Below are 19,245 nucleotides of genomic sequence, written 5' to 3'. Positions count from 1 at the left end.
AAACCTAAAATTCTCTGTTTGTGTTCGATTTCTTTGGTATACGTTACTTGTTATATAAACCAGTAGCAAAAGTAACCGCAAAAAATAAAATCCTCTTCATTGTTCAGTTTCCTCCTTATTCTTGTTTTTCTAGGATAGAGAAAACTGTTTAGATAAAAAGTAGTGGTAAAAATAAAATTTATATTACATGTAGATGCCTAGCATATCCCCTTCATATCTCTCCCGCTTTTCTCACATTTTACTCTCAACCCCCACCCCCTATTTTCTTCAAGCTTCATTCTCTATTTTGTCAAGAAAATATAATCTTATTGCCTAGATTTGTTAAGGAGCTTGGGAATAATTCCCGATATATAAATTACAGGATCTCCCTATTAAGAAATCAAATAAGCTTCTGTAACCTGCCGATCGAATAGTCATATATTTTGAAACAAGAACGAGGTTAACGCCGCTCCCCTTGTAAATTTGTAATTTTCATGACGTATTAATTATTTTTTTGTATTTGTTATTTATTTTAAGATAAAATATATCCTACGTTTTAGCCTGCAACGTAAATCCTAACACTACAAGTAAACCTTACAGGAAAACATATAAATAAAAGTTATAAGATTAGGAGGAATATACAAAATAATGATAACATTATATTTAGAAAAAGGGATTCTTCGCTGTATCCAGCTTGCTAAACTAATAACAAGCGAAAATAGATGGTTTACCATCTCGGAGCTGGTGAAAAAAATAGGAGGTTCAAATCAAACCATTCGGAAAGACATTTCATTTATAAAAGAAGTATTACCACCAAACTGGGAGCTTACTTGTCAAAAAGGCAGAGGGATTCAATTAATAAAACCATCAAGCTCTTCTAATAATGAATTGTACTGTTTGTTATACAGGCGATCGGTTGCATTCGAAATATTTGACGAGCTGCTGCAAGGTGATGTAAAGACAGTATGTCATTTGACTGAAAAACTATTTTTGCAACCCCGCTCTGTCTACACCCATCTAAAAAAAATCCAGAAACATATCCAGCTATACGGTTTGCTTTTAGAGAAGAAACCTTTGAGGATTGTGGGGAATGAATCGCAGATCATCTTGATGTTTTATGATCTGTACCTGCAAGCCTATTCAGATCATGAATGGCCATTTACTGAAATCAATCAAGAAGTCATTCTTCGTTATATCCATCTTTTTGAAGAATTAGCCGGTATAAATTTTCATCAAAGTTCCAGACGAAAATTATCTTTTTTTCTAACGATTTTTTTAAAACGAAAGCAACAAGGGTATGTAGTAGAATTAGAGCCTTGTAAAATAGATACTTACGTACATACAAGTATTTATCAAAAGATGTCATTAATAAGTGAAAAATTACACAATGAACTCAATATTTCTTTAACAATTGATGATACCGTACTGATAACCATTGCTATTAATGCTTCTCGGTACACTTTTAAGGATATTAATCTAGCAAAACAAACGTTCCTGCAATATTTTAAAGAAGGAAAGATAGCTATCTATCAATACGCTAAGGAATTTATTAACATGCTGGAACAAGAAACGGGGCAACGCTTAACTGAAAATGAAGAATTCATTTTTGACATTTGCAATTATTTAAGAAGAATTCCTTATCGTTTCCAGCGCCTGTCCATGATCAAAAGACCAGAAAAAATAACCACAAGATATATTAAAGAAAAGTATGCTAATACATTTGAACAGGTGAAAATCGCCTTTGATACCTTTGTCCAAAAATACGGGTTGGCTACTAATGCTTATGAGGAAGAGATTGCGAAGGTTACTCTGCGTATAGAGGCCTCTAGCATGCTGGCTGCCACCGCTCATAAAAAAGCACTGCTTGTGATTGCAGAAGGTGATAGCTGGAAGGCTTACATAAGAGCCGCTCTGATCCAGCGTTTTGGCGGAAAGCTTCAGTGTGTTCAAAAAGAGATTAATGACTTAACCAAAGATGAATTATTATCAATGGGCATCGATCTGATTATTACAACGACACCTCTGGAAATCGAAGGTATAGCAACGATTTGTATAAACCCTATTATTTCGCAAAGTGATATTGAAAACATAAGGGATTTTATAGACGATTAACACCTGTCTGCTTGAAAACGCAAATGCCCCCTGGATACTCGTATGCTCCTTCAAATTGAGAAGGCAACAAGTTATCCAGGGGGTTTTAACATGTACATTTTTATACCATTCCTTATAGAAAACCACATTTGTCAAAAATAGTTTTTGCTATAGTGAAGATCTACGTAGTTCTGATACGATTTAACTGTAAGAAAAATTCTCAATTAAAGGAGGATTAAAAAGAATTGTATAATCTGTGGAAATAAGGATGAATAAATTTTAACAGCCTTCAAGAGTCTAACATGATTTCAAACCTTCATTTTCCCAGAAAACTCTATTGACTAAAAATGCTCAAATGATCAAATTACTGATTCGCAAGAGGAGCATCCATGGAGGTTTTATTATGAAGAAAAAACTTATCTCTGCCGCCGCAGTATTGACTCTGGCAGTAACAGGACTAGAAGCAGGCATCCCCGTTAATGCTCTAGCCTCTGATCACGTAAAAAATTATGTATTGCAAGATCACATAGAATCCAAAGTATTTGATTTAGAAGCATTGCTTCTCAAGCATACCAAAAATGACATGCCTCTTCCCGATCTAAGCACTTCTACTAGAACGGTACTAAATCTAGATACCTTAAAAGCAGATGTGGTCTTCGGTGAACAAGAAGTCATTGCCGATTCCTTAAAGAAAAAAACGAACTTTAAGACAGCGAATGTGTTTATAAATGAAGATCCTGAGCCTCAAGCTTTTCCAACTAGAGAAATATTAGAAAATGTATCCGATACTCACTCTAAAACGATAACACAAGGCTTTAAAGCAGGAGCAAGCGTAAAGGCAGGCTTTGACCTAGGTTTTACCAAGGGAGATGTTACGCTGAACACTGAGTACAATCGAACAAATCAGGAAGGCAATACAACCGTTACCTCCAAAACGATTAAGTACCCGTCGCAAACAATTACAGCTCCGGCGAAATCCGTAGTAGTATTAGAATATAGTTTAGAAGAGAATAAAGCGAAAGCGTATACAGATGTAAACGCTGTGTTATCTGGGGAATATGAGAAAAAATATTACTTCATTCCTGCCCATAAATTTATTCCTGATCCACTGGGCATTAGCATTCTGGCTGACCTGATCGAGACTGGCGATATTAAGCCGGAAAAGGAAAAAACACAAAGATTTAACTTATATGATGAATTAGCCAATAATGATTTACTTAAGACTGACGATCCAGTTACGCTGGATGAAAAGAATAAAAAAGTCATTCTAAATGGTAAAATCTTAACTGATTCGTCTGTATACAGCGATAGATTTATTATTAAAAAGAAAACATACTCCCTTGAGGAATATGAGCAGCTTCAGAATAACGGAAAAGGTGGCAGAAGCAAGAGAGATGTTTCTAGCTTAGATGCTGCTCACAAGGATTTATCGGCTTTAACTCCGATCGATGAAGAAACCTATACTGTTCAGGCTATCGTTACTGAAAAATAGGCTGCAAACCAATAAAAATTAAACCCGCTCCCTGCATGTAATCGTTTCAATAGTAAAGAGGCTCATACACGATAGGCATGAGCCTCTTCTTACTTCGTCAACCAGATACACCGATTCCTCTGTAAGCAACCATAAAAAAGCCACTAAACTACCGTGTCGTGTTGACAATCATAAGAATAAAGACAATCGATAAGTAATTTATCGAAATAAAAAAATTCGTTTTCGCCCAGCTTTCATCATCTTTTACATAGAGTCCCCGCAAGGTGTGAATCAGCCAAATCACTCCTCCCAAAACAGAAACAGTCAGAAAAAAAACACCGACATAGCCGTAATAAAACATGAGTATGGTTGCTGGGATCATCAACAGGACATAGGGAATCATTTGTAATTTCGTGCGTTTTATTCCCTTTACAACCGGTAGTAGCGGAAATCCAGCTGCCCGGTACTCCTCTACTCTCCGAATGCCAAGTGACCAGAAATGAGCAGGCTGCCAGAAGAACAAAAGAGCAAACAAGAGCCACGCCCCCATGTCAACCTGATTCGTTACTGCACAATAGCCGATTACAGGTGGCATGGCTCCAGAGATACCACCAATTGATGTGCTCCAGGTTGAGCTTCGCTTTAACCAGATCGTATATATCACAATGTAGACAAACCAGCCAAGAAGCGCAAGCCAGCCGGCAACAGCGTTAACGAAGGTAAATAACAAGCCTGTTCCCAGAATACCCAGCAATATTCCATAGCCAAGAGCAAAACCAGGCTTTATACGATCAGTAGCCATCACTCGGTTTTTCGTACGTTCCATCTTTTGATCAAGCTCGCGATCCCAATAATTATTAGTCACGCAGGCTGATGCAATCATTAACGTAGAGCCTATTAGCACCCAAGTCAGCTCTAGCCAGTCCACGCTCCATTTGGAAGCCACCCAGAAACCAGCTACAACTGCAAATACATTAAGCAGAAGGAGCCGTGGTTTTGTCAAAGCAATCATATCCTTAAACACGAAGTAAACCTCCTGGAATAAGACAAGGTGTCACATGTACACCTAAGAATATTTTTGAATAACAGAAAATTTCGCTAAATTCATACCAATTACAATATCATACATAAAAGTAGTAGTAATTACAACAGACCCTCTCTTTTGTTCATTATTACGCCACTTGGAATCGGCACGAAAATAATCAAATAGGCCTTTTGACAAAAAAATCTTTCCTTTCAGCCTAATTAGCTAGTCAGGAAAGATTTTTTTGCCTGTAATCTTAGGTTTTTAATACATACAGGTAAGTACTTGCTGGGCCAAACGCAATACACTGTTCGATTGTAAGTCCCGCTTTGTGAAAGGCTAGATCATACTCCTCTTTTGTTGGGATGTTCACATCCATAAATGCATGTACTAGCTCAAAACCTACATTAAAAATCGGTAGCTTTTCTTTCATATAAGAAATAGGCGTTTGCAAGGTATCAGAAATGAGGAAGTATTTCGCTTTTGGAAAAACGTTCCGAAGCTTATCAAAGAGAGTTTCGCGTATTTCCGGTATATTAAAAAGATCATGAAGCATCATAAAACTAGTTACGACCTCTACCTCGCCGAGCAATTCGATATCCTTATGAGATGCGTTGATATCTAAAATGTTTGCATGGAGAAGCGCAGCACGCTCAGACAAGCCATGTTGTTTTAGATTTTGCCGAGCTAAAACGATAGCATCAGCGCTGATATCTATGCCAATGCCCCTTCTTTCTGGATAGTGTTTTAGCATGTTGATTAATTTGCTCCCGTTGCCGCATCCAAAATCGCAGATAGATTGAAACGGAATGCTATCTAGGATCTCTCGTAACAGGTTTTCTAATAGATCGCTATTCATTAAATCTGATCCAAGTGCAACCTTGCCTTCATCGCGTAGCCCAGACGTTCCCTGCTCGCCTGTATGCAAGTCCCCTAACCTGCGTAGCATATCGCCATAAGCCCCAACGCTCCAAATGAAATACCCTATCTGCTTTCGCACCTCCTCACCAAGTAAACTTAGCTGGATGAAGTCGTCCTGATAGCGGTTAATATAGCCAAGAATCTCTCCAGCCTGCAATAATGCCTTAAGCCGACCTATTTCACTCCCCGTCTTACGTGCGACCTCTGCGATTGAAACTTGCCGGTTGCTAACAATATCGAATAGTCCTATTTGGTGAAAAGCATAGACGACATTTGCTCCCAGATAATGATTAAAAAGCGTTTGCGGATCATGTGTTTGTTTCGTCTGCCCCATAACTAAATTCATCTTATCTCCCATCATTTATTTACTCGTGCCTTTTAGAATTGCATCTATAATTCGGGCATTTTCGGCCAGGTTATCAGGGTCAATAAGCATATTCATATGTTCACCCGCTCCTTTATGCACATAAACCTGATGGAGAGTGGATCTTTCCCATGATTGAATATCTTCTTCGGTTGTCTCATTGGAAGTGATGATATGAATATTTGCATTCAGAACGCCTTTATTGATCATTTTATTGGTATAGTCATAATATTCCTTAATCACTGCGATGTTTTGGTCTGCCACGGTACGAATACTTTCACCTAAATGCTCTGCCATTAGGTTTACTAGCTTCTGTGCTTCCGTTTGAATTTTATCGCCATCCAATTGCATAGCCTCTACACGTAGAGGTGCATCGACTATGATCAAATCGCTTACAGCCAGCCCGCATTCTTCTAATTTCTTGGTGACCTCAAAGGCTAGATTACCTCCGGCTGAATATCCTAATACAACATACGGCCCTTCTGATTGAGCTGCCTTTATATGTTGTATATACTTCTCAATCCGATCTTCCCCTCTAATAAAATCAAAGGCATGTAGAGTACAACCTGATAATTTTTGATGCAAAGCCTTATAAAGTACCCCCTGCCCTGTCATCGGCGGGAAGCAAATGACTTCCTTTGCATGCTCTGTATGATCTCGGAAGGAGATAAATGGTTTCTTCTGCACTACCCCTTTTTCAAGCAAGAGGGCCATTTGCCGTACTGTTGGGTATTCAAATACATTTCGAAGCAAAAGCTCAACTTGGAATGTCTCTTTGATTTTGTCAACCAATTCTGCCGTCTTCAAGGAATGACCACCTAGATCAAAAAAGTTCCCTACTACGCTTACTTGCTCAAGATTAAGCACTTGTCCCCAAATTTTTGCCAGCTTACTCTCCCATTCATTCTTTGGAGGCACATATTCAACCATCTGTTGCGAGAAGCTCTCCTCAGGAGCCGACAAAAGATCCCGATTGATTTTACCATTCGTGGTTTTTGGGAGAGAATCGACAAAAACATAATAGAGAGGCACCATATAATCAGGCAGCTTTTGCTGCAAATAGGTGCGCAGTTCCGCTGAGGTTATTTCTTGCCCTTCTTCTATTACGATATAAGAGACCAGGGAATCATTATTGACTTTATCCCGGTGAACACTTACCTTAGCTTGATTTACACCAGGATGTTGCACTAAGGCATTTCCGATTTCATCGAGTTCAATTCGATATCCTCTGATTTTGATCTGATTGTCTCGGCGTCCAAGATATTCTATTGTCCCATCCACCAAAAAGCGTCCAAGATCACCTGTTCGATATAAACGTACGGACTGATCTGGCGCAAATTGATGGTGTATAAATTTGGCCGCTGTTAATTCGGGCTGATTTAAATATCCTCTGGCTACCCCGACGCCACCAATATAAATCTCCCCTTTTACCCCGATTGGAACAGGATTCAGAGAATCATCCAGTATATAAGCCTGGATATTGGCAAATGGACGACCTACGAGACTCGGTATACTCTCCTTTGCACATAAATGCACGCTGTTAATGATAGAGGTCTCTGTCTGTCCATAGCCATTAAATAGTTTACGCGATCCCTTACTCCATTCGGCCATATCCACGGTGCAAAGCTCACCTGCACTCAATACTGTCTGCAAGGAATCTGGCAGCTCATCTGGGGTGAGTGTTGCTAGAACAGAAGGCGTAATAAACATTGTGGTAATCTGATTTTCATGTAAAAAGGCAACAAGATTCTTTCCTCCCGCTCTAACATCAGGGCTTGTCAGGCATAACGTAGCCCCTGCACATAGAGCAGAAAATATTTCATGAGCGGACGCATCAAAACCGATAGAAAAAAACTGGGTAAGCTTACTATCTGAAGTAATTTGGAACCTGTTAATGGTGTCTTCAGTTACATTACATAATCCTTGGTGCTCAATCATGACGCCTTTTGGATTTCCAGTGGAGCCTGATGTATAGATAATATAAGCAAGACTGTCGGCATTCGCCTGCGGCGGGAGATTTTGAGTATCTTCACCTAAAAACGCCTCTTGCTCGCTATCCAGACAAATGCACTGCATTCCTTCCTTGCTCATCAATTCTTGTAAGGATTGGCTTGTAAGGACGATTTGAAGACCCGAGTCCTGAAGAATATGTTGAACTCTTTCTATTGGATAGATAGGATCAATTGGTATATAGGCTCCCCCTGCTTTCAAAATTCCAAGCAAACCAACGATCATTTCAATCGAACGTTCCATATACAAGCCAATGAGCGTCTCACGTTCCACCCCTCTTTTTCTTAATAAACGAGCGACCTGATTCGCACGATTGTTTAATTCCTGATAAGTAATGATTTGTTTATTATACGTAAGAGCAATTTGCTCAGGCGTTTTCTTTACTTGGGCTTCAAATAATTCATGGATGCAAGCATTATCAGAGAATGGCTGGTTGTTGCTATTCCAATCAATAATGAGCTGTTGTTTTTCACCCTCCGTTAACATAGCCAAATCATTTATAGAGGCATGTGGATTTTCTAAAATGGCGTAAAGCAAGCGATGCCAATGCTCTCGCATCCGCTCGATCGTGTCCTGACGGAACAAATCAGGTGAATATTCAAAAAATCCTTCCAGCCCTTTTTCCGTTTCAGAAAAACCTGCTGTAATATCATACTTGGCGGTTTCACCGTCAATCATTTCAAATTCTACTGTAAGATCTGGCAACTGCAATTTTTCCTCCGGCACATCAACATACACAAATATAGCCTGAACTAACGGGTTTCGGCTGATATCCGCAGGCACCTTCAATTCATCAATTAATAAACCAATCGGCATATCCTGATGCTTGTATACCGCGAGAGCTGTTTCCCTTACACTGTGTAATAAGTGGATAAATGTCATATCTTTAGACATTCGGGTGCGGAGTGTACCCAGGGTTAGGAAATACCCCATTACATCCTCTAGCTCTGCTCGGCTGCGATTGGCAAGAGGAGTACCGACTAAAATATCTGATTGGCCTGTGTATCGATATAAAAGCAATTTAAAAGCGGCTAGTATAATCATGAAAGCAGACGCGTTTTCCTTTTGTGCGATCGCTTTTAGGCCATTCAAAACTTCGAGCGGTGTTTGAATAAAGCATCTGGCACCACGGTATGTAATAGCTGGCGGACGCGGAAAATCTGTACTGATATCCAAGACATAGTCACAATTTGCTAGCTGTTCTTTCCAGAATGTTAGTAATTTGGCTTTCGTCTCGCCTTGTAAATAATTTCGTTGCCATTCAGCATAATCTGCATATTGGATGGCAAGCTCCGGCAACTGTACAGGAATGCCAGTAAGCATCGACTGATAGTGCAAAGACAGCTCTTTGAAAAAGATAGAGAAAGTAATCCGGTCAATTACAATGTGATGTACAGTCATAACTAACATTGATTCTGTATTACTTACGTGAAACAGCTTAAAGCGGATGAGCGGACCTTTTTTCAAATCAAATAGCCGCTGTACCTCTTCTTTCATCTGTCTCTGTAGTTCTTCATCCCGAGTTTCATCCGGAGTAAGACGAAGATCGACCTCTGGCACCGTTATCTGGAGTTTTGGCAAGACAATTTGACGTGCTTGTCCATCTACGCTGTCAAATACGGTACGCCATGCTTCATGACGTTTCACAATCTCATTGATGCTCTTCTCTAAAGCCCAATGATGCACAGTGCCTGTTAATCTAGCGGCTCCATATACGTTATAGGTGTGACTTTCTGGATGCATTCGATTGAAAAACCACAAGCGTTCCTGATCATACGAAAGGGGACTTGCATTCGTATGCCCGCGAGGATTAATCTTTTCTTTATTGATCCCAATTTTGTTCACGTCAACATTTTTCTTCTTCAATTGCTTTTCTAGCAGTTCACGTTGTTTGTCAGAAAGTGAATTGATACGGTCCGTCAAGCTTTTCATAAAGACAGCTCCTTTTGATTACATGATTTTTTCAACTCGGTCAGCATTCTGATGCTATTCATAATCGTCTCGTTATCAATGCCGAAGTCCACTAAGCAGGCCACCTCGTCTACACCAATATCACCGAGAGTTTCGACAAGCTTTTTACATTTGTCGTGGCTGCCAAATAATGCACTTTCTTGGAAATAAGATTCAAACGCATGATTAACAATGACATCGAAGTCAGAGGCAGACATGGAGGCATAATCTGTCAGAATGTTCTTCTGTTGCTTCATAAAGGTTTTTAAATATTCCTTCATCGGCTTTTCTACCTTCGCCTTGACCTCTTCGTCACTTGTTCCTAAGCAAGTATGAAGCATCACCGCTACTTTGCGAGATTCGGGCAAAAATCCACTTTGGGATAAAGTCTTTCGATACAACTCAATTTTTGCTTCTAAATCCGCTAAATCACCAGCCGTAATTCCTGTGAGAATATTAGCTCCGATTTTGGCTGCACGCTGATAAGTGTCAGCACTTCCGTTCGTCGCTATCCAGATATTTAGTTCATTTTGCAACGGTCTAGGCAGAGTACGTATTTCGTGAACGGCTCCATTGACATCTGTAAAAGGAATCTGCTCACCAGCCCAAAGCCTTTTTACCAATTCTATAGAGTTGAACATCTCGTCTTTTCTGGATTCGTAGTAATCGGGAGCTTGGACAGGGGCAATCACAAAATCAGCAGGATGCCAGCCCGTTGCAAAGGCTACCGAAACACGTCCTTTTGAAAGATTGTCCACTACAGACCATTCCTCAACAAAGCGAATTGGGTGATGCAATGGTAGTACAACGCTTCCTGCTCTAAGCTCAATTCGTTCTGTAATCGTAGCTAGAGCAGCACTTAGCACCGAAGGGTTTGGATATAATCCCCCAAAGTCCTCAAAATGTCGCTCAGGTGTCCAAACACCTGCAAATCCATGCTGATCAGCATAAGCTGTACTCTCCAAGAGCAAAGCATACTTATTCTGATCCTGCGTAGAACCGTCGCCTGAGAAAAAGAAGAGACTAAATTCCATCCTATCTTCTCTTCTTTTTCGCTTTGGCACAAAGCTACTAGCCGCGCTGGTTTGATTTTTCACTTCCTGTTTAGATAACCTCGTAGGAAACGGGGGTTGTATGCCTTTTTGTTTGAGGCGCTGTTCAAATAAAACCCGTTGTTCAGGAGAAAGTGCTGCTAACCTTTTATCTAACTGGTTCATTCTTTATTCTCTCCTTAATTGTTCTCGCCTTTATACTTCGTTAACAAGCTTGAGTGACAGCTCCTCTGGTGACATTTTCTCGATTTCACTCAGCATACGCTCGATCTCATCCATCTCCTCTTGCCCGATCTGAGACATCGTTATCGCTTGAGCTAACTCGACAATAGTCGGATTTTGGAAAAGAATATCCATCGGAATATCGTTATAGAACGTATTTCTCAAACGTGTAACAAGCTGAATGGAAAGTAGAGAGTTGCCACCTAATTCAAAAAAGTTAGCTTGCGTACTAATCGCAGAGATACCGAATAGATCTTGCCAAATATCTGCTATTTTCCTTTCCGTCTCATCACGCGGTGCAACATATTTATCAGCTGCTTGCTTGAGATGCTCATTAGCTCGGTGAGAAGGAGTGCTCGATTGTAAGATATCGTATTGACTGAATTCTTGAATCGCAGAATGAATGTCCTGTGTAGAAACAATCACTTGAGAATAGTCGCTTGTAAGAATACGGTTCATGACCTGGGTGCCTTCTTTGGCTGTAATTCCGTATTTTTCTTGTAATTGTTCCATATGCAACTGCATTTCTAGCGGCATTCCTGTTTGGCTGTGAATCCAATTATCGTTTTTCCACATGCCCCAGTTAATCGCAATAGTAGGTATTCCTTTTGCAGTTTGATATCTCGCAAATGTATCCAAAAAGACATTTGCTACACAATTGTCCATTTGACCTACCCCGCCTGTTAGTGAGAATGTACGAGAGAATAGGAGCATAAACTCTATGTTCATATGGTCTATGAGCTTTTCTAAGACGAGTGGGCCATACACCTGCTGTGCAATATTTTGATAGCAGGAATCTTTACTTTTCAACGGGATGAAGCCAGAGCTAAATCGTTCTGCTGCATAAACAACACCTGTAATCCTTCCCGCGCTATTTTCCGCTGAACGAATCACCTGTCTCATTTCCTCTTCGTCTGTCAAATTAGCTGAGTAATAACGTAGCTGTTCACAATTTTGCTTAAGAAGACGGATTCGTTTGATTTTACTTGCAATCTCGTCATTTGCATCATTAGCTTGCAGGTAGCTATCCCAATGCTCCATTGCTGGAAAATCCGGATCCCCTATCAAAATAAGTGAAGCGTTTACTGAGCTGGCTATCTCTTCACTTACCGACAATCCTATTTCCTGCGTGGCACCTGTAATAAGGTATATGCCTTTATCACGGAAAGAAGGGGAATAAGAATGGGATTTCTTCTCTGGCAATCTTGTTTGTTTAAATTTTTGAACAAATCGGTGAGTCCCGCGAATAGCGACCATAAAATCAGAAGGAGTACTCAAAATCTCATCCAACACGTTTTTGAGCAAGCGATCTGATTTGTGAGGCAACATATCTGTCAGTTGAACATCAATGTAACGTGTTGTTACCTGCGGATATTCTTGTGCTAGTACACGCAGAGGTCCGAGTATGGTTGATCGTACTGGCAAATGAATCTCTTCATTGGATATTTCCTGGAGATTATTCGACATTGCAATGATTTCCATTTTTTGTTGAAATGCATATATTCCTAATTGTTTAGCGATGTATAGCATGCTGTATAAACTATAATGCTCTAAGTGTTCATCCCCCTGCTTTGATTCTTGCTCGTCTGTATGCTGAATGCTCCACATGTGAATGATTTTATCTGGCAGAGAATTTTGTGTATCCAAGGTTTTAAACAACTCTTCGTAGGATTCTTCACTCATGATATTGACGGTATAAGCATTTTCACCAATTTTAGAAAACGTCCGATCAGGAACGACAGTCGCTATTTCAAACCCAAGCCTTTCAGCATACTCCCCTACTTGCTTTCCTAAGCCTTGCTCATCTTGAAAAATCAGCCATCTTTGACTGGTAGAAAAGTTTTCCGCGTCTTCGATAGAGTAAGCTTTGCTTGATTGATTCCACACAGGAATATAGAACCAATCAGCCATTTCTCTTCTCTTTCGATCGAATGTTTCTGCATGACTACTTGCTGGATGTTCCTTTTTCTCCAGGAAGTAGCTCTTTCTTTCAAAAGGGTAGGTTGGAAGATGAACGCGGCGAGCGTTTTCATGATTTCCTAAAGCAGACTGATCCATCTCCACTCCGTGGCACCACAAGCCCGCAACCGTTAATCGTAGGCTAGCCACGTCTGAGTGTTCCTTTTTCGCCGATGGTAGGGTGGTGAAGGTGATCGCCTGCTGCGTTTCTCTATGCTGTCGTACAAGAGAGACAAGCGACCGGCCCGGTCCTACCTCAATAAAAATACAATTTGGCTCTGCCATCAGGGTGCGGACTCCTGTAGAGAAGTGAACGGTCTCTCTGAGATGTTTTTGCCAATAAAGAGGGTCTGTTGCTTGTGAAGCAGTAATTTTTTCACCTGTAAGATTAGAAATGTACGGAATTAGCGGTTCATGGAAGGTCCTCTGCTGGAGCGCTTCATAAAACTCTTCTAGCATAGGCTCCATCATCATCGAATGATAAGCATGAGAGGTAATCAACCGTTTAGATGTAATACCTTTGTCTTCCATCAACTTCTCTAGGCTACAAATATCTGCATCTGTACCTGCAATAACAGTAGATATCGGACTATTCACAGCTGCTATTGATAGCTCTCCACCATGTTCCTGCAATAATTCACGAACCTGTAAATCTCCTAGTGCGACTGCTAGCATTGCGCCTTTCTCCATTTTTTGCATCAAGACACCTCGTGTTGAAACCAAAGACAGAGCATCTTCCAATGACAGTACACCGGCAAGGCAAGCTGCGACATACTCACCTATACTGTGACCGATCATGGCATGTGGGCGAACACCCCATGATTCCAGTAATTTGGCTAAAGCGTATTCAATGATAAAAAGAGCTGGTTGGGCATAGATGGTTTGATGTAATTGTTCTTTTGCTTGTTCCTCCAGCTCCTTAGCCGGATACATCAGCTCCCGTATATCAATGCCAATTTGTTTTGTTACTTGCAGGGCACAATAATCTACCGTTTCTCTAAATATTTTCTCGGTCTCATATAGTTCTCGCCCCATATTCACATATTGAGAGCCTTGACCTGAAAACATGAATACGACGGAAGGACTTTGGACCACTTTTCCCTCTACGATCAATTCCCCAGAGGTGCCCTGATAGTGAGCAAAGGGAATAAACTCGTTTTGTAAAAGCATTTTCGCAGATGTAGTTTCACGAGCAATCACAGCGCTTCGATAAGTAAACTCCTTTCTTCGTGCTTGCAGCGTATATGCTACGTCCCCTAGATCTACCTCTGGGTTTTTGTCAAAGAATGCAGCTAGATTTTCTTTTGCCTGCATAAGAGCAGTTGGTGTCTTGGCAGAGAGAGGCAGTACATTCCACTCACTAGGTGAAACGGCTTCTCTTTTGGCAGGTACAGGTGCCTCTTCTAGGATTACATGTGCATTTGTTCCTCCTATACCAAACGAGCTAACTCCAGCACGAAGAGGATAATCACCCGTCTTCCACTCTGTGAGCTGCGTATTTACATAAAAGGGACTTTGTTCAAAGTCGATCTGCCGATTGGCTTCAACAAAATGCAGACTTGGAGGAATTTGTTTATGGGAAAGGGCCAGCACTGTTTTAATTAAACCTGTCACTCCCGATGCGTTATCAAGATGTCCAATATTGGTTTTTACGGACCCTATCGCACAATAGCCTGTCTTGGATGTATGCTCACGATAAGCCTCTGTTAGTGCCGCTATTTCAATCGGATCTCCCAGTGTTGTACCTGTTCCATGTGCCTCTATATAGCTAATCGTTTCTGGATTAATATCAGCAATGCTAAGAGCTTCTTTGATTACCTCTGCTTGATGAGTAATGCTTGGAGCCGTAAAGCCCACCTTCTGCTTACCGTCATTATTAACTGCTGTTCCCTTTACAACTGCTAGGATATGATCGTTGTCGGCCAAGGCATCCTCTAGACGTTTAAGCAAAACAACTCCAACCCCATTGCCAATTACTGTTCCCTGGGCATTAGAATCGAAGGCACGACAATGCCCGTCCGGGGACAAAATGCTGCCTTCTTGAAATTCAAGATCATTACTTTGATCAGCCTTAACTGATACTCCACCTGCTAAAGCCATGTCACATTCATATGTAAGCAAGCTTTGGCATGCCATATGTACGCTTACCAAGGAGCTAGAGCAAGCTGTCTGCACCGCTATACTCGGACCCTTTAAATCTAGCTTGTATGATACACGCGTTGAAAGAAAATCAGGTTGTGTAGCAAGCATGATCTGAAAGCTTCCAACCGAATCTACAATGGCAGGATGACTATGGACATGGGCTAAGTATCCAGATTGCCCGCTGCCTGCGTAAACCCCAATTCTCCCACTGTACTTCTCCGGATCATATCCTGCCTGCTCTAAGGCCTCATATGCTGTTTCGAGGAACAAGCGTTGCTGAGGATCCGTGATCTCTGCTTCCCGTGGAGTCATTTCAAAAAACGCTGCATCGAATTCGGCCATATTTTCCAAAATGCCCATTGCTGGAATCTTTTTTTCCCTTTTCGGATCAAAGAAATGAATGGATTCTTTCCCTTGACGAAGGTTTTGCCAAAATTCCTCTATGTTTCTAGCACCCGGAAATCTTCCTGACATACCGATAATGGCAATTGAGGATTGCATTTCCTCGCTTATCAATTCATGCATCTTTTGTTACCTCCCACGTTTTCTGATCTGTTTTTGTTTCTGCATCGCTTCCTTACGCTTCAAAGCTATTTCCCTATTTACAGTCCCAGTTGACACACTGCTCATCTCCTGACTCAGTCTAAGTGCCAATGTATGGATGGTGGGATAACGAAACATATCAATAACCGGCAAGTCTCTTCTGAATATTTCATTAATTTCTTGGTGAACATGAAATAACCGGTAGGAATCTCCGCCAATATGGAAAAAATGATCATGGATACCCACCTGTTCAACCCCTAGCGCCTGCTGCCAAATTCTTGTCAACGTTTTTTCTATTTCTGAGATAGGAGCCAAATTTGCTGCCTGATCGACTTCACTATTGGGTTGATTTTCTTCAATAAAATGTAATTTTTGGCGATTGATTTTGCCGTTTGGAGTCAATGGAATATTGTCGAGTATCTTGATTGCATTTGGAATCATAAAGAAAGGCAACTTTCCCTGTAAAAATTCTCGCAATTCTTTTGCTAGAGAAATAAAAGCTCCTTCTTCTTGAGAAATAGGCACAACATAGGCAACTAATTTCTTAACGTACTTCTCATCATCTTCCACTACCGTCACGCACTGCTTGACTACTGGATGCTCACGCAGAACATGTTCGATTTCTCTGATCTCAATTCGATGCCCACGTATCTTCACCTGATCATCAATTCGACCTGCGTAAGCAATGCGTCCATTAGGTAAAAATCGAGCTAAATCTCCGGTGCGATAAAGTCGAATAGCCCCCTGCCCAAGCTCATCAAACTCAACATAGACGAACCTTTCCCTAGTCAAGTCCTCTCGATTCAAATATCCACGTGCCAAACCAGCGCCACCGATATACACCTCACCAATCACGCCAACAGGAACGGGCTGTTGGTTTTCATCTAATATAAATATTTTGGCATTTGAAATAGGCAGTCCAATGTCCGGTGGTACCGGGTTGTTCAGCTCTTCTTGTCTATTTGAAAATACATACTGGCCACTAGTAGAACATACCGTTGCTTCAGTAGGTCCGTAAGAATTAAAAAAACGACGATTTTTCCCCCAACGAACGGCAACAGTAGCAGGACAAACTTCTCCGCCTACCTCCAAAGTTTGAAGATGCGAAAGCTCTGCATCAGGAAGTAAAGCCATTACCGAGGTTGGAATTGCTGCCATATTAATTCTTTTCTCATCTAACCAATCAATCAATTGTTTGCCTGGAAATAAGCGTTCTTTCGTATCCATGCATACTGTACCGCCGCTAGCAAGTGTCGGAATAATTTCGCGCACAGAGGCGTCAAAGCTAAAGGAACAGAATTGTACCATCCTGGTTTCAGGCGATATTTTATGCAAATCGCGTGTTGCAAAGATTAAATTGCTTAGACTTTTGTGTTCAATCATGACACCCTTTGGCCTGCCAGTCGAACCAGAGGTATAGATGACGTAAGCCAAATCATTAGGATCGGGGGAGCATAGTGTTTCCAAGTGACTATTTACCCTTGGAGAACGCTTTATGTCTGCTACAAACTGTAAAACGTCGATCCTCTCTCCCGAAAAGCCAAGATCTGATAGATCAGGCTCTCCCGTTGTAAGCAAAATAGATGCGGCACTATCCTCAAGCATGTACGCAATTCGTTCCGGTGGGTAATCAGGATCAATAGGCAGATAAGCAGCACCTGCTTTACTTACAGCCAGCAGGCTTACAATCATCTCGATGCTACGCGGAAGCATGATCGCGATTATGCTTTCTCTTCCGGCTTTTTCTCGTAACGTATGTGCCATGCAAGTAGATAACTCATCTAATCCCTGATAGCTTAGTGCCTTTTCTCCGAACTCTACCGCATGATGCTTTGGTACCTTGCTCACTTGTTCTGCAAATAAATCGACAAAGGTTTTCTCTAGCGGAAATTCCTTTTCTGTTCGATTCCAATCAACCAAAATCTTTGTTTTTTCTTCTAAAGAAAGCAAGTCCAATTCCTTAATGCATTTCTTCGGATCTTTTAAAGCACTTTCGATAATTGTTCGGTACCGCTCGCTCCATACGCTAATCTCTTCTTCAGTAAATATATCCAAATGGTGATCAAAATCTAGCTGATAGCTTTTCATATCACGTCGATCTTTAATATGTAGAACTAACTCCTGTGCCTCGTATCCACTGAATTGTATGTCAGTTGTATAACGCAAATCATCCTGCATTTCGAATTCTAACACCTGAAATTCCATTGCTATTGAAAAGAGCTGCTGGACATCTGGGTGCTGCTCCCTCACCTTGGACAATAATGTTTGATAGGGGTATTTTTGATGCCGTAGCATTTTTCTTTGCTGTTTGGCGATTTCTTGACAATGGCTAACAAAATCCAAATTAGGATTTATCATATGGCGAAACGGGAGCGTGCTTGCAAACATGCCAAATGTATGTTTATCACGAGCATTTGAGCGATTGCTAATAATATGTCCTACAGTAACATCTCTCTTACCCATGATCCGATAGAGGTATAGATAGAAGGTTCCTAGGAAAAATGCATTAGGACTGATCCCAAATGTATCGCAAAAGGCTTCAATTTGATTACGAAGATCATAATGTATAAACAGGCTATGACGTCCACTAGCGATATTGCGAGACAGCTCATCTTGATTACTAAGACTTACTAGTTCTGGAGCCTTTTCGAACTGACTGCTCCAATAGTCCTCATCCAATGAAAAGCGCCTGGACTCAAGATATTCCCTTTCTCTGTCTAGCATTTCTATATAGGAAGGCTTTACTTGCTTCTCCCGCTCTTCCCCTCTTGCTAACTGCTGATAGCAAGCAACAATTTCTTTAATGGCATAGAGCATCGCTACACCATCAGCGATCAGATGACTGAATTTCATATAGAGAATGGTCTCTGTATCTGTTTTTTGTAATATGGCAAAGTAATACAATGGCCCTTCCGAGAAGGAAAAAGGCTGTTTCGTGGTTTGACTAAGCCATTCTTGAATAGCCTGCTCTCTCTGATCATGAAAACGAAAATCAATTATGGGTATACTTGGATGGATGTCTTCGGAAATCGTTTGCATGGGAAACTTATTTGTATCAGATTGACTGAAGATAGTTGTGAGGCGAATTGAGTCATTTTCACTAATAAAATGATGAATTGCTTTAATCAAAATATCATGTCGCAGGCTTGAAGAAAAAGTAAACGAAGCGGCGAGATTCGTTACCCCTACATTCGGATAGATATTTTCCACAAACCAAATTCGCTTTTGGGCATTGGTCAACGGATAGGACGGAACTGCTTCTACATACATAAATGCTGCCCTCCCATATGTAAAATTTTAACGACACCAAATCTTACTTCTTCATAAAAAAGAAGCATTGTATAAATACTTATCCTTTATACAACGAACAATAGATAAATATTTATTGGGTAACACATGGCGAAAAGATTAATAGACATTCCTCCTGTAGCCATAAAAGGTAGATTTTTATGGTATATATTTAATATTTAACTAATACTTTACTAAATTATCCTAATTCCGCCTTGAAATGTCAATC

The 19,245-nt window shown here is 40.7% G+C and carries 8 protein-coding genes; 2 read left to right on the top strand and 6 right to left on the bottom strand.

Annotation, left to right across the window (positions count from 1 at the left end; all coding sequences use genetic code 11):
• The first annotated feature begins 627 nt into the window (after positions 1-627).
• Positions 628-2,091 (top strand): BglG family transcription antiterminator, encoded by a 1,464-nt coding sequence (locus QZ995_RS16590; RefSeq protein WP_301808957.1) that lies wholly within the window; start codon positions 628-630, stop codon positions 2,089-2,091.
• Between the two features lie 382 nt (positions 2,092-2,473).
• Positions 2,474-3,562, top strand: a complete 1,089-nt coding sequence (locus QZ995_RS16585; protein ID WP_301808955.1) for an ETX/MTX2 family pore-forming toxin — start codon at positions 2,474-2,476, stop codon at positions 3,560-3,562.
• A 148-nt stretch (positions 3,563-3,710) separates the two neighbouring features.
• On the opposite strand, the gene cyoE is transcribed toward QZ995_RS16585, so the two are convergent.
• The 6 genes from cyoE to QZ995_RS16555 form a co-directional block, all read right to left on the bottom strand.
• The gene (cyoE, locus tag QZ995_RS16580; protein ID WP_301808954.1) at positions 3,711-4,565 is read right to left on the bottom strand and encodes a heme o synthase; all 855 of its coding nucleotides are present in this window, start codon (positions 4,563-4,565) and stop codon (positions 3,711-3,713) included.
• 256 nt (positions 4,566-4,821) lie between these two features.
• Complete coding sequence (locus QZ995_RS16575; RefSeq protein WP_301808952.1) at positions 4,822-5,832, bottom strand: methyltransferase domain-containing protein; 1,011 nt, start codon at positions 5,830-5,832, stop codon at positions 4,822-4,824.
• Positions 5,833-5,847: 15 nt separating this feature from the next.
• Entirely contained in the window at positions 5,848-9,792 is a 3,945-nt protein-coding gene (locus QZ995_RS16570; RefSeq protein WP_301808951.1) for a non-ribosomal peptide synthetase, read from the bottom strand.
• Positions 9,789-11,027 (bottom strand): MupA/Atu3671 family FMN-dependent luciferase-like monooxygenase, encoded by a 1,239-nt coding sequence (locus tag QZ995_RS16565; RefSeq protein ID WP_301808950.1) that lies wholly within the window; start codon positions 11,025-11,027, stop codon positions 9,789-9,791. Before QZ995_RS16565 ends, QZ995_RS16570 begins: the two co-directional genes overlap by 4 nt.
• A 30-nt stretch (positions 11,028-11,057) precedes the next feature.
• Positions 11,058-15,710: a type I polyketide synthase gene (locus QZ995_RS16560; RefSeq protein ID WP_301808949.1), complete on the bottom strand. Its 4,653-nt coding sequence runs from the start codon at positions 15,708-15,710 to the stop codon at positions 11,058-11,060.
• A 6-nt stretch (positions 15,711-15,716) separates the two neighbouring features.
• Positions 15,717-18,998 carry a non-ribosomal peptide synthetase gene (locus QZ995_RS16555; RefSeq protein ID WP_301808948.1) on the bottom strand — a complete coding sequence of 1,094 codons (3,282 nt, stop codon included), beginning with the start codon at positions 18,996-18,998 and terminating at the stop codon, positions 15,717-15,719.
• Positions 18,999-19,245 lie beyond the last annotated feature (247 nt).

The organism is Brevibacillus laterosporus (assembly GCF_030489605.1).
GTDB lineage: Bacteria > Bacillota > Bacilli > Brevibacillales > Brevibacillaceae > Brevibacillus_B > Brevibacillus_B laterosporus_E.
Note: the sequence above shows the minus strand (reverse complement) of the source record. Positions and strands in the feature narration are given on the sequence as shown.